The following is an 11839-nucleotide window of genomic DNA, read 5'->3' on the forward strand; positions in this document are numbered from 1 at the left end:
GGGCCTGCCACTGTAGAGCCACCGAAACGTCGCGGCCTGCTGATCGCGGGCATCGCCGGTGTGGCCGTGCTGGCGATCGCGGCGGTGTTCGCGATGAAGGGGCGTGGCCAACCCGAGGTGCTGCCGGCGCTGGTCGAGCCGTCGGCCGCGCCGGTGGCGGCGATCGAGTTGCCGGCGTCCGCGCCGGTGGCCCCGGTGGTCGAGCCGGATGCTGTCGCGACACTGCCCGCGGCGATCGATGCCGCCGCGTCCGCGCCGGGCGGTTCACAGCAGACTGAAGTCAACGCCGCCGTTGCGCCGGCAAAGCGCCGCCCCGAACCGAAGGCTGCCGCGTCACCCGCGGAGCAAGCCGTGYAGCCGGCCGCCACCACGGCACCGGCTGCTGCGGCACCCGCGCCGGCTGACCTGGCCGCCGGCCCGAAGACGCCCGGCGAAGCCTGCGGCGCGCGCAAGTTCCTCGCACGCCTGACCTGCATCCTGCGCGAATGCGAGAGCAACCCGGCGTTCCACGACCACCCGCATTGCGTGCGGGCGAGGGAGCTCGAGGACGAGCGCAAGCGCAAGGAAATGAACGGCGGTTAGCTGGGGGCTGGCATGGGCGCGCGCCTTCAAGCGCCAATGCCCGAACGAAGCACTAGTGCAACGCCGACAGGAACTGCTTCAACTCCGCCGTCTGCGGCGCGCCGAACACCTGCTCCGGCGGCCCGACCTCGTGGATGCGCCCGGCATGCATGAAGACCACGCGGTCGGCCACCTTGCGCGCGAAGTTCATCTCGTGCGTCACCATCAGCAGCGTCATGCCCTCGTCGGCCAGCGTCTCCACCACGCGCAGCACCTCGCCGACCAGCTCGGGGTCGAGCGCCGACGTGATCTCGTCGCACAGCAGCACCGCCGGCTCCATCGCCAGCGCCCGCGCGATCGCGACGCGCTGCTGCTGCCCGCCCGACAGCTGCTCCGGCTGCGCATCGAACTTCTCGGCCAGCCCGACGCGCTCGAGCAGCTTGCGCGCCTGCGCGGTGCAATCCGGGTTCGCCTTCTTCTTGACCAGCGTCGGCGCCAGCATCACGTTGCGGCCCACGCTCAAGTGCGGGAACAGGTTGAAGCCCTGGAAGATCATGCCCACGCGCTGGCGCAGCGCACGCATCGCCGCCGCATTGCCGTACAGCAGCGGCTGGCCGTCGACCGTCAGCGTGCCCTCCTGGAACTGCTCCAGCCCGTTCACGCAGCGCAGCAGCGTGCTCTTGCCCGAGCCGCTCTTGCCGATGATCGCGATCACCTCGCCGCGCGTCACCGACAGGTCGATGCCCTTCAGCACCTCGTTCGTGCCGAAGCGCTTGCGCAGCCCGGTGATCTGGACGATGTCCGCCGAGGCGGTGTCAGGCGTGACCATGCAGTTTTCTCTCCAGCGAACGGGCCCACAGGGACACCGGGAAACACAGCGCGAAATACAGCAGCGCGACGCAGGCGAACACGGTGAACGGGCGGAACGTCGCATTGGCGATCGTCGAGCCGGTCTTGGTCAGCTCGGCGAAGCCGATCACCGATGCGAGTGCGGTGCCCTTGATGATCTGCACCGCGAAGCCCACCGTCGGCGGCACCGCGACGCGCAGCGCCTGCGGGCCGATCACGTGGCGCAGCTGCTCGCCCAGGTTCATCGCGAGCGCGGTCGACGCCTCCCACTGGCCCTTGGGCACCGCGTTGACGCAGCCGCGCCAGATCTCGGTGAAGAACGCGCTGCTGTAAAGCGTCAGCGCGATCGCCGCGGCGGTCCAGTTCGACAGCGACAGCCCGAGCCCCGACAGCCCGAAGAACAGGAAGAACAGCTGCATCAGCAGCGGCGTGCCCTGGAACAGCTGCACGTAGCCGGCCACCAGGCGCTCTGCACCGGGCAGCTTCGCGAGCCGCGCCACCAGCAGCGCCAGCCCGACGATCGCGCCGCCGATGAAGGCGACCAGCGACAGCGCCACCGTCCAGCGCAGCGCGAGCAGCAGGTTGCGCAGGATCTCCCACAGCGTGAAGTCGACCATCGGGCTACTTTCCGAAGATGAAGCGCGGGCCGGCCCAGTTCAGCAGGCGGCGCAGCGCGATCGACAGCACCAGGTAGATCGCGGTGCCGATGATGAAGGCCTCGAACGCCCGGAAGTTGCGCCCCTGGATCAGGTTCACCGCATGCGAGAGCTCGGCCGTCGCGATCTGCCCGCACACCGCCGAGCCCAGCATCACGATCACGATCTGGCTCACCATCGCCGGCCACACGCGCTTCAGCGCCGGCGGCAGCACGACGCGCGTGAACACCTGCATCTCGCTGAGCGCCAGGCTGCGCGCCGCCTCGATCTGGCCGCGCGGCGTGGTGGCGATGCCGGCCCGCACGATCTCGGCCGCGTAGGCGCCGAGGTTGATCACCATCGCGAGCACCGAGGCACCCTCGGGCGACAGCCGCACGCCCAGGCTCGGCAGCCCGAAGAACAGGAAGAACAGCTGCACGATGAACGGCGTGTTGCGGATCAGCTCCACATACGCACCGGCGACGAAGCGCAGCCACGCCGGGCCGTGCAGCCGCGCCCATGCGCAGGCCACGCCGAGCGCCAGGCCGAACACCGCCGACACGCCGGTGAGCGCGAGCGTGATGCCCGCGCCCTTGGCCATCAGCGGCCACTCGGCCAGCACGGCCGGGAAGTCGAGGCTGATCATCGCGAGGGCCGCTCAGCCAAGGCTCATTGAGGAAGATCGCCGGCCGGGCGGCCGAGCCACTTCACCGCCATCTTGTCGAGCTCGCCGCTCTTCTTCGCATCGGCAATGATCTCGTTCACCTTGGCGCGCAGCTTGTCCTCACCCTTGGCAACGCCGATGAAGTTCGGCGAATCCTTCAGCAGCAGCTTGAACTCGGTGCCCAGCTGCGGGTTCTTCGCCATCATCGCGCCGGCCACCGAGGCGCCGGTGGCGATCAGCTGGGTCTGGCCCGACACGTAGGCCGAGACGGTCACGTTGTTGTCCTCGAAGCGCTTCACGTCCAGGCCCGAGGGCGCGATCTTGCCGAGCTCCTGGTCCTCCATCGCGCCGCGCGTCACGCCGATGCYCTTGCCGGCGAGATCGGCCGGCGTCTTCACGGCCAGCGTCTTCGGGCCGAACACCGCCTGGAAGAACGGCGAGTACGCGGCGGTGAAGTCGATCACCTTCTCGCGGTCCGGGTTCTTGCCGAGCGTCGAGATCACCAGGTCGGCCTTCTTCGTCTGCAGGTAGGGGATGCGGTTCGCGCTCGTCACCGGCACCAGCTCGACCTTCACGCCCAGCTTCGCGGCGATCAGCGTCGCCATGTCGACATCCAGCCCCTGCGGCTTCAGGTCGGTGCCGACGAAGCCGTACGGCGGGTAGTCGGTCGGGATCGCGATCGTGATCAGCTTCTTCGCCAGCACGTCGTCGAGCGCGGTCTGCGCCTGTGCGACGGACGCCGCGAACAGCAGCGGGGCAGCGGCCAGCAGGCCGAGGGCTTTCAGGAAAGAGCGGTGGCTCATCGTCAGTACTCCGGGGTGGACGAGGAAGGGGTCGCGGGCCTTGTATGCAAGGGCTGTGCCTTCCCTTTGCCAGCCCCCACTGGCGACAGCGCAGTGCGCAGCGAGGCCAGCGGGTCGACGGCCAGGCTCGGGTCCAGGTGCGCGGCCACGCTGTCGATGTGGTGCAGCATCAGGGCGGCTGCYGCCGCGGCGTCGCCGCGTTCGAGCGCGGCGACGATCTCGGCGTGCTCGGCGCACGACTGCGCGGCCTCGTGCTTCGACTGGTACAGCACCGCGATCAGCGTGGTGCGGGCGGTCAGGTCGCGCAGGATGTCGGCCAGCGTGCCGTTGCCGGCGCACTCGGCCAGGCAGACGTGGAAGTCACCGAGCAGGAAGCTGCGCTCGCCGGCATCGGCCGCTGCCACCGCGGCCTGCTCCTGCGCCACGTGCTCGCGCAGGCGCCGCAGCGGAACGCCGGCCAGCGGCGCGTCCAGCGACTGCAGCAGCCCGGTCTCGATCAGGCGCCGCGCGGCGAAGGCCTCGCGGGCGTCCTCGGGCGAGGGCTGCACGACGAACCAGCCGCGCCGCGAGTTGACCTCGACCATGCCGCGTGCCGCCAGCCGCGCGAGCGCCTCTCGCACGATGGTGCGGCTGACGTTGAACAGGTCGGCGAGCTGCTGCTCGCCCAGGCGGGCGCCGGGCGCGAGCTTGCGGGCGAGGATCGCGTCGACGATGCGGTCGGCGATCTGGTGGGGCTTGGGGCGGAGGGCAGGCACCAACAGGAGGCATGGATTGGTTGCATACAAGCAGGCTCACCAAAATGAGGCGTTCCGGCATCCGGGCAGCACCGTGAGAGGGTGCTGCGGGCTTGTATGCAAGCACCGGGCCTGCGCCGGCTCAGGCGGTGCGTTCGCGAACGCGCAACAGGGTCTGCTGCAGCAGGCGTGCATCGGCGCTGGCGCGGTGCCGCGTCAGCTGCAGCTCGTTGCTGACGGCCTGCCGGGTCTCGGACCAGTGGCGCGCCTGGGCCTCGGTCAGCAGCGCGCGCAGGTTGTCGAGCCGGAAGCTGGGCACCAGGCCGGCTTCTTCATACAGCGCGCCGAGCCAGGGGTAGTCGTGCGCCCAGCCATCGCTGTAGAGCGTCTGGCCGTGCAACTGGTCGTTCAGCCAGCGCGCGACCTCGGTCACCGGGCGGCCGTGCACCAGCAGCGTCTCGCGGTGGATGTGGTGCACCTGCTCGGCGGCCGAATCCCAATGCGTCCAGTGGCCAGCCGGCCGGATCAGGCGGCAGGACGCGCTGCCATCGGGCAGCACGAAGCCGACCTCGATCGGATAGCTGTCGCGGCCGAAGCCCGAGGCCTCGATGTCGAGGATGGCCGGCGCGGCGTCGAAGCGGGCGGTGACGAGGGGCTGCACGAGGGCCATGCGGCAGCTTAGGCAAACGGCGCGCCGGCCGGTCTGCGGAGAAGCCCGCGGTTCGGATGCCTTTCAGCCCGGCGCGTGCCGCGAATCGGCGTAGTGCAGGCGGCGGCGGGTGGCCGGCGCGGGGCCGCAAACCGAAACGAACGCGGCCGACAGCATGAAGCCGATCAGCAACAGCTGCAGCAGCAGCCAGTTGATGACGAGGAAGGTCAGCAGGCCGCTCGCCGTCTGGGTCGCCGCGCCCGGGACCACCGAGCCGAGCAGGAGGCAGCTGATGGCGATCAGTGCCACCGCGCCGACCGTCATGGCGATTCCGCGTGGGTGCAGCCCGAGCCGCTCGCCGTGAGGGGCCCAGGGCTGCAGCGTCTCGAGCAGCCGCCCGCGCAGCGCCAGCCGATGGAGCCCGACCACCTGCAACGGCAGCATCGCAAGGGACAGGATCCAGAACAGCAGCACGGCCTCCTGGGCGCGCCCGGCAGGGCCGAGGTCGCCGGGCAGCCTCAGCACGATCGGCAGGGTGCCGATCCCGAAGTGGTGTGTCGCGATGCAGTTGAAGGCGGTGCCGAGCAGCAGGCCGATCGGTGCCACCAGGGTGCGTGTCCGCTGCAGGTGGCAGGTTGCCAGACGGGTCGCGGCCTGGACCGGGGGCAGCAGGTGGGCTTGATTCATGTTGTCTCCTTGAACTTCGCGGGCCCGCGGTCGGCCGCTTGGGAAGATTAAGAGCGCGTCGGCAAATCGGTTCACGCCGGGCCATACAAGTTGTTCATCCCGGCTTCTGCGAAATGCATGGCCTGCGCGATGCCTGCGTGATAGGTGCCGAGGGCCCGGGGTCACGAAGCTGCCACACGGGCACCGCAGACTGCGCGCTTTTCAAGCATCACCGAGGATGGATCGAATGGACCGCCGGATCTTCTTGTCGAATGCCCTGCTGTTGGCGGGTGGAGGTGCCGTGCCGGCGTGGTCGCAGGCCCAGACGGCGCCTGCCGTGGTCACGCGCGATGCGATGCGCCCGCAGTTTCCGTCCGGCGTGCAGTCGGGCGATGCACGGGCCGACAGCGCGATCGTCTGGACGCGCAGCGACCGGCCGGCCCGCATGTGGGTCGAGTGGTCGAGCACCGCGAGCTTCGCGAACCTGAACCGCGTGCGCGGGCCCCACCTGCTGGAAGACTCCGATTTCACCGGCCGCCTCGACCTGAGCGGCCTGCCGGCCGGCCAGGAGGTGTTCTACCGCGTCGTGCTGCAGGACCTGCACAACGAGCGCGTGCTGTCCGAGCCGATGCCGGGCCACCTGCGGCTGCCGGCCGCCCCGGGCGGCAAGCCGCTGCGCGACGTGCGCTTCGCGTGGAGCGGCGACACGGCAGGGCAGGGCTTCGGCATCAACGAGGCCTGGGGCGGCATGAAGATCTACGAGCAGATCCGCCGCGTGAACCCGGACTTCTTCCTGCACAGCGGCGACACCATCTATGCCGACGGGCCGATCCCGGCGCAGGTGAAGCTGCCCGACGGCTCGACCTGGAACAACCTGGTCACCGAGGAAGTCAGCAAGGTCGCCGAGACGCTGAACGAATACCGCGGGCGCTACCGCTACAACCTGCTGGACGCGAACATCCGCCGCCTGTCGGCCGAGGTGCCGCAGATCTGGCAGTGGGACGACCACGAGGTCAGCAACAACTGGTCGGATTCGAAGGACGTGTCGGGCGACGCGCGCTACACCGAGAAGAACGTGCCGCTGCTGGTGGCGCGCGCGAGCCGTGCCTTCCTCGAGTACGCGCCGCTGCGTCGCGGCCCGGATGCCGAGAGCGAGCGCGTGTACCGCCACCTGCCGCAGGGGCCGCTGCTCGACGTGTTCGTCGTCGACATGCGCAGCTACCGCGGCGCCAACAGCGCCAACCTGCAGACCGAGGAAGCGCCGGACAGCGCCTTCATGGGCCGCCCGCAGATCGCGTGGCTGCTCGACGGGCTGAAGCGCTCGAAGGCGACCTGGAAGGTGATCGCCGCCGACATGCCGATCGGCGTGCAGGTGCCCGACGGCAAGGATGCGCAGGGCCGTGACAAGTGGGAGGCGATCGCCAACGGCGACGATGGCGTGCCGCTCGGCCGCGAGCTCGAGATCGCGCGGCTGCTGCGCGAGATCAAGCGGGCCAACATCAAGAACATCGTCTGGCTGACCGCCGACGTGCACTACACGGCGGCCAATTTCTACGACCCGCGCAAGGCGAAGTTCAGCGATTTCCTGCCATTCTGGGAGTTCATCTCCGGCCCGCTGAACGCCGGCAGCTTCGGGCCGAACAAGCCCGATGCCACCTTCGGCGTGCAGGTGGTCTACGAGAAGGCGCCACCGTCGCAGAACGTGGCGCCGAGCGAGGGCTACCAGTTCTTCGGGCAGGTCGACATCGACGCGAAGACCAAGGCGTTCACGGTGAACCTGAAGGACTTGACCGGTTCGACGCTGTTCACGAAGACGCTGCCGGCCGCGTGACCTGTAGCCCGGATGCGAATCCGGGACCGGCTTGCACAGGTCTGCGCAAGCAAAGGCGCGGCCGGCGGGCCACAGCCCCCCCGCACGCGCCTTCCGCGCCGACGCCAGTCAGCAGGAACCCGACCTCAGGGCGCCGAGATCTTCACGATCCCACCGCGCCGCAGGATGTACAGCGCCCCGTCGGCACCGGTCAGCATGTCGACCGGGTCGCCGTCGAGCTTCGCGAAGGCATAGGCGGCGTTGCCGTTCACGAGGTCGATGCGGCCCACCGTGTGCGCCACGTAGTCCGCAAAGAAATAGCTGCCGCGGTACATCGCCGGGAAGTTGCCGCCGGCCGGGTAGAAGGTGCCGCCGGCAATGCACTGGCCGACGAAGAAGCCACCCGGGCCGTTGCCCTCGGGGTTGGTCGCGCTGTGCTTGTAGGTGAACAGCGGCCCGGTGAGGCCGGCAGTCACGCGCTCGTTGCCCTCGGAGCCCGGCCAGCCGTAGTTCGCGCCGGCCGTGCCGACGTTGACCTCTTCCCAGGTCACCTCGCCGACATCGTTGATGTGGATGCGGCCGTCCGTCGGGCGCACGGCGAACGTGAACGGGTTGCGCAGGCCGTAGGCCCACACCGCGCCGAAGTCCGCGCCGTTGCTCGCCGCATAGAACGGGTTGTCGGTCGGGATCGTGCCGTCGTCGTTCAGGCGCAGCAGCTTGCCCCACAGCATGGTCTTGTCCTGCGCCGGCGAACCGCGCGCGTTGTCGCCGACGCCGACGTACAGCTTGCCGTCGTTGCCGAAGTGCATCGCGCCGCCGTTGTGGTTGGTCGCGGCCGACAGGGCCGGCAGGTTGAAGATCACGGTCGGATTGCCGGGGGCCGCGACATCGCCGGCGGCGGTGTAGCGCGTGATGCGGTTGTGCGTGCCGTTCTGCGTGGTCGTGTGATAGACGTAGACATAACCGTTGGTCGCGAAATTCGGGTGCAGCGCAACGCCGATCAGCCCGCGCTCGCCCTGCGAATCGACCGTCAGCGTCACGAAGGCCTGCGGCTGCAGCACGCCGTTCTTCACGACGCGCAGCGTGCCGCCCTGCTCGGCGACGAACAGGCGGCCGTCCGGTGCCTGCGCGAACGCGGTCGCGCTGGTCAGGCCGTCGACCCACGACTCGTTCTTCGTGAAGCCCTGCGGCAGCGCGACGTTGCCGCCGAACTTGACGGTGGCGCTGGTCCAGTCGGAGACGTTGCCGGCGGCATCGCGGGCGCGCGCCCGGATCACGTGCTGGCCGCTCGCGTGGTTGGCGGTGACGACGCTCGCGCTGAACGGCGCTGTCGTGTCCTCGGCACCGAGCGCCGCGCCGTCGAACTGGAACTCGACCCCGACGACGCCGACGTTGTCGGTCACGGTGGTGGTGATGTTCAGCGTGCCGGTCAGGTTGGTCGCCAAGTTGGCCGGCGAGGCGATCGCGATGGTCGGCACCTGCGTGTCAGGGCCTTGCGGGGTCGTGACGGTCACGGCGACGGCGGTGCTGGTGGTCGCCGCACCGGTGTTGTCGGTTGCTCGCGCGGTCAGCGAATGCGCGCCTGCCGTGGCGGGCGTCCACGAGAAGGCGAACGGCGCCGCCGTGTCGGTGTTCAGCAGCGTGCCGCCGTCGAGGAACTCGACCTTCGCGACCGTGCCGTCCGGATCGGCCGCGGTGGCCGTCAGCGTCATCGCGGTGCCGACGACGCCGGTGGCGGCGGCCGCGAGCGTCACCGTCGGCGGCTGGTTGGTGGCCGCGCCGAGGTCTTCGAAGGTCGCGGTGTAGGTGGTGTCGGCGGCCGGGGTCGAGATCGTGTGCGTCGCGATGCCGCCGTCGCTCCAGGTCTTGAAGCCGTAGTTGCGGCCGTTCAACACCTGCGCGGCGGCGCCGATGTCGCGCTCGATGCCGACCACGCCGGTGAAGGTGTTGGGCCCGGTCACCGGCTGGCCGTCGATCGTCAGCGCCAGCCCGGTGGGCACGGTCGCGAGCGTGACCTGCGCCTTGCGCGGCTGCACGTCGCGCGTCACCTCGGTGGTGCGTCCGGCCGAATCGGTGGCCTTCAGGTGGAATCGGTACCAGATGTTCGACGAGGTCTCGCCGCGCACCGGAATGGTCACCGTGCCGCTCGCGCCGGTGGTCGCCTGTTGGAACGGATGGTTGTGGGTGTCGTGGTGCAGGTCGGCCCACCAGGTGAGCGAACTCGCGGGCAGCGTGCCGTCTTCCGGATCGTTGGCGCTGCCGGTGAAGGTCAGGGTGTCGCCGGCCGCGAAGGTGGCGCCTGCGGCAGGGCTGTCGATTTGCGCGGCTGGCGGGTTGCCGGCCGGCGGTGGGTTCGCGGGGGTGTCGCCGCCGCTGCCGCCGCATGCGGCGAGCAGCAGGCTGGCGGCCAGGGCGGCCAGCCGGGTCGTGTACAGCAGGGAAGAAGGAAGTGCAGCCATGGGGATCCTCGGGTCGCGTGTGCGTGCTTGCAATGACGTGCTTGTGGCATGGCGCGGGGTGTCCGTCCCGCGCCGGTTTGTGTCACCGCCGCAAGCAATGTCGCGCATTGTGTCCGCCATTCGCCCGCGCTGCAGCGGCGGCGGTGATCGATCGCAAAACGGTATCGGTCGCCCCCTGGCATGCGCTCAGGTCGGCGCAATGCGCACGATGTTGTTGCGCGTCAGCACCAGCAGCGCCCCGTCGGTGGCCACGCGCATGTCGACCGGTTCGCCGACCGTCTTCGCGAAGGCATAGACGGCGTTGCCGTTCGCAAGGTCGACGCGGCTGATCTCGTGCGTCGTGAAATCGGCGAAGAAGTAGTTGCCCTGGAAGCGCGCCGGGAAGAGGGCCGCGAAGCCGCCGCCCACCGGGTAGAACGCGCCACCGGCGATGCACCGGCCGATGATGAAGCCACCGACGGCGCTGCCCGGCGGCGTGGCAACGGTGTGGCGGTAGGTGAACAGCGGGGCGGTGACGCCGGCGGTGATGTTGTCGGGCCCCTCGGAGTTCGGCCAGCCGTAGTTGGCGCCGGCGGCGCCGACGTCGATCTCCTCCCAGGTGTTCTGGCCGACGTCGTTGATGTGGATGCGGCCGTCGCTCGGGCGGACCGCGAAGGTGAACGGGTTGCGCAAGCCGATCGCCCACACCGCGCGCGCGTTGCCGATGTTGGTCGCGTAGTACGGGTTGTCGGTCGGGATGGTGGCGTCGTCGTTCAGGCGCAGCAGCTTGCCGAACAGGCTGTTGCGATCCTGCGCCGGCGCGCCGAGCCCGTTGTCGCCGACGCCCACGTACAGCTTGCCATCGGGGCCGAAATGCATCGCACCGCCGTTGTGCATGGTCGAGGTGAGCGTCGGCAGGCCGAACAGCGCGGTCGGCGGGCCGGCGGCCACGTCGCCGTTCGCGGTGAAGCGGCTGATGCGGTTGTGCGTGCCGCCGTCGGTGGCGGTGTAGTACACGTACACCCAGCCGTTGGTCGCGAAGTCCGGGTGCAGCGTGATGCCGACCAGCCCGCGCTCGCCGCCCGAGCTGATGTTGGCCAGCGTCGCGAACGGCGTCGGCAACAGCACGCCGTTCTTGATCACGCGCACCGTGCCCGCCTGCTCGGTGACGAAGATGCGGCCGTCGGGCGCCTGCGCGAACGCCGTCGCGGCGGTCAGCCCTCCGACCAGGGCCGTCTTCGCGAAGCCCTCGGGCACCTGCACGTCGTTGCCGAACTGCACGGTGCGCGTGACCCACGCGGAGCGGTTGTTCGAAGTGTCGCGGGCGCGGGCGCGGATCACGTGCTGCCCGGTCGTGAGGCGGGTCGTCGTGATGCTGGTCATGTAGGGCGCATTCGTGTCGTCGTCGCCCCACAGTGCGCCGTCGATCTGGAACTCGACGCCGGCGATGCCGACGTCATCGGTCGCGTCGGCGGTGATGTCGATGCGGCCGGTCAGGTTGGCGGCCAGGTTGGCCGGCGTGTTCAGCACCAGCGTCGGCGGCTGCGTGTCGGCGGCGGTGACATCGGCCACCTGGGGCCCTTCGGTCGCCGCGCCGGCGTCGGCCTTGGCTTCGACGCGGGCGTCACTGTCGGGTGTGGCCGTGTCGCCRCTGCCTCCGCCGCAGCCGGCGAGCAGCAAGCCGCTGCGCAGGACCATCCATCCGATCGCCGATCGCCAGTTCGCCATGAGAGTCTCCCCGTGAGTGGTGCGACGGGCGGGCAAACGGCGTTCCCGATCCGCCGCTGCGCTGTCGCGCGGGTGACACCGTGGCTGCGGGTTGGTTCCGTAGGCCTTGCCGGCGCGGCGCGGTATACCTTGCCGGTCTCCAGGAGAGGTCTGCCGTGAACCCGTTGCCTGAAGTTCCAGAGCGCCCGCACCACAAGGTCTGGCCGCGCCGCCTCCCGCGTGCACTGGCGATCCCGTCGACCACGCTGTGGTTCAACCTCGAGGTGGCCGCGCAGCGATTTCCGGACAAGCCGGCCTACCTG

At 69.9% G+C, this 11839-nt stretch carries 10 protein-coding genes and 1 pseudogene; 2 read left to right on the forward strand and 9 right to left on the reverse strand.

Annotated elements, in window-relative coordinates:
- Positions 1 to 582: pseudogene (locus AC1D01_RS08100) on the forward strand (hypothetical protein); the annotation flags it as partial.
- 52 nt (positions 583 to 634) lie between these two features.
- Here the strand turns inward: AC1D01_RS08100 and AC1D01_RS08105 are convergent.
- The 7 genes from AC1D01_RS08105 to AC1D01_RS08135 form a co-directional block, all read right to left on the reverse strand.
- On the reverse strand, positions 635 to 1390 hold the full coding sequence (locus tag AC1D01_RS08105) for an amino acid ABC transporter ATP-binding protein (RefSeq protein WP_477865544.1): 756 nt from the start codon (positions 1388 to 1390) through the stop codon (positions 635 to 637).
- Positions 1377 to 2027 carry an amino acid ABC transporter permease gene (locus tag AC1D01_RS08110; protein ID WP_477865545.1) on the reverse strand — a complete coding sequence of 217 codons (651 nt, stop codon included), beginning with the start codon at positions 2025 to 2027 and terminating at the stop codon, positions 1377 to 1379. Before AC1D01_RS08110 ends, AC1D01_RS08105 begins: the two co-directional genes overlap by 14 nt.
- A 4-nt stretch (positions 2028 to 2031) precedes the next feature.
- On the reverse strand, positions 2032 to 2691 hold the full coding sequence (locus AC1D01_RS08115) for an amino acid ABC transporter permease (protein ID WP_047511323.1): 660 nt from the start codon (positions 2689 to 2691) through the stop codon (positions 2032 to 2034).
- A 23-nt stretch (positions 2692 to 2714) separates the two neighbouring features.
- Positions 2715 to 3512, reverse strand: a complete 798-nt coding sequence (locus tag AC1D01_RS08120) for a transporter substrate-binding domain-containing protein (RefSeq protein WP_477865546.1) — start codon at positions 3510 to 3512, stop codon at positions 2715 to 2717.
- Positions 3513 to 3514: 2 nt separating this feature from the next.
- Positions 3515 to 4267, reverse strand: coding sequence for a GntR family transcriptional regulator (locus tag AC1D01_RS08125; protein WP_477865552.1), 753 nt, complete (start codon positions 4265 to 4267; stop codon positions 3515 to 3517).
- Between the two features lie 121 nt (positions 4268 to 4388).
- Positions 4389 to 4916: a 3'-5' exonuclease gene (locus AC1D01_RS08130; RefSeq protein ID WP_477865547.1), complete on the reverse strand. Its 528-nt coding sequence runs from the start codon at positions 4914 to 4916 to the stop codon at positions 4389 to 4391.
- Positions 4917 to 4979: 63 nt separating this feature from the next.
- Positions 4980 to 5657 carry a hypothetical protein gene (locus tag AC1D01_RS08135; protein ID WP_477865548.1) on the reverse strand — a complete coding sequence of 226 codons (678 nt, stop codon included), beginning with the start codon at positions 5655 to 5657 and terminating at the stop codon, positions 4980 to 4982.
- Positions 5658 to 5808: 151 nt separating this feature from the next.
- On the opposite strand from AC1D01_RS08135, the gene AC1D01_RS08140 reads away from it, so the two are divergent.
- On the forward strand, positions 5809 to 7392 hold the full coding sequence (locus AC1D01_RS08140; protein ID WP_477865549.1) for an alkaline phosphatase D family protein: 1584 nt from the start codon (positions 5809 to 5811) through the stop codon (positions 7390 to 7392).
- Positions 7393 to 7517: 125 nt separating this feature from the next.
- On the opposite strand, the gene AC1D01_RS08145 is transcribed toward AC1D01_RS08140, so the two are convergent.
- On the reverse strand, positions 7518 to 9830 hold the full coding sequence (locus tag AC1D01_RS08145) for a PQQ-dependent sugar dehydrogenase (RefSeq protein ID WP_477865550.1): 2313 nt from the start codon (positions 9828 to 9830) through the stop codon (positions 7518 to 7520).
- A 186-nt stretch (positions 9831 to 10016) separates the two neighbouring features.
- The gene (locus AC1D01_RS08150; RefSeq protein ID WP_477865551.1) at positions 10017 to 11537 is read right to left on the reverse strand and encodes a PQQ-dependent sugar dehydrogenase; all 1521 of its coding nucleotides are present in this window, start codon (positions 11535 to 11537) and stop codon (positions 10017 to 10019) included.
- Between the last annotated feature and the right edge of the window lie 302 nt (positions 11538 to 11839).

This window comes from Rhizobacter sp. P3_B12 (assembly GCF_056402895.1).